At 34.2% G+C, this 1,045-nt stretch carries 1 protein-coding gene and 1 pseudogene; both read left to right on the top strand.

Translation table 11 applies throughout. The features are described 5' to 3' along the window. A pseudogene (locus A6E03_RS20535) lies at positions 1-130 on the top strand (glutathione S-transferase); the annotation flags it as partial. 275 nt (positions 131-405) lie between these two features. Beyond that, a complete protein-coding gene (locus A6E03_RS19665; RefSeq protein ID WP_065601583.1) occupies positions 406-876 on the top strand; it encodes a lecithin retinol acyltransferase family protein in 471 nt (156 codons plus the stop codon). The last annotated feature ends 169 nt before the right edge of the window (positions 877-1,045 follow it).

Raw genomic sequence — 1,045 nt, 5'->3', positions numbered from 1 at the left:
GTGTTTACCAATTAAGAAATCGCCATTAAGTTTTGAGCATCTGTCAGCTTATCTAAATCGTTTATCATCACATCCAACAATCATGGCTGTTTGTGAGTTAGAGGGTATCGATCTTAGCCCATTTAAGTAATACTCATAACAAATGCATCAACACGATTTGCTACACTCGGCGTTGTCAGTTTGCCTTTAGTTTCAGTGATTAAGGCGTTAAAATTCAGTTAAGTCTGTATCGTAGCAAACGTGTTATGCAGGCGTTATGCCTAATTTTTGTGCTTTAAAGGTTGAATTTTGTTTGTTAAATCACCATATAATGATCATATTATTTTTATGGATATTAAATATGGATATTAAATATGGATATTAAATATGGATATTAAATATGGATATTAAATATGGATATTAAATATGGATATGTTAGACGTGGCGCCTGGGGATCTTATTAAATCAAATTTTGGTGGTTATGATCACTGGTCGATAGTATCAGATAGTCTTTGCGAAAATGGTAAATTTAAATTAATTTCAGCGACGAAAAGAAATGGTACAGTCAAAGAAGAAGAATGGGATGTCGTTGTTAATGACAAATATACGGTTGTTAGTAATGTTGAATCAAAGTATTCACCTTGCGAAACAATAGCCAACGCTCGTAGCCAAATAGATTCTTGGAAATATTCACTTTTTAACAATAATTGTGAAGATTTTGTTTATTGGGCATCAGGTATAAATATCTCTTCAAAACAAGTTGTGGGTAGTGTTACTGGTGCAACTATAGGCACTGCTGCTGTTGCCCTTTTTTCTGATAAACCAACATCATCAAAGTTACTTTTTGGTGGTGCAATAGGATTATTTTTTGGCCTTTTAGTTGGTCGAGATAAATAAACTCACTTTATCCACATAAGGCATAACAAAGCAATCAACACGATTTATTACATTCGGCGTTGTAGGTTTGTCTTTGGTTTAGGTGTTTAAGGCGGTAAAATTCAGCTAAGTCGTCGTAGTAGTAAACGTGTTATGCAGGCGTTGTGCGTACTGAGTCCGAAATTTTTTG

This window comes from Aliivibrio sp. 1S128 (assembly GCF_001691065.1).
GTDB lineage: Bacteria > Pseudomonadota > Gammaproteobacteria > Enterobacterales > Vibrionaceae > Aliivibrio.
The sequence above is the reverse complement of the archived record's forward strand: the minus strand, read 5'-3'. Positions and strand labels throughout refer to the sequence as shown.

What these genes read in the sequence shown, in the direction of transcription:
- A6E03_RS19665 (WP_065601583.1), top strand. Translation starts at nt 406, where the DNA reads ATGGATATGTTAGACGTGGCGCCTGGGGATCTTATTAAATCAAATTTT.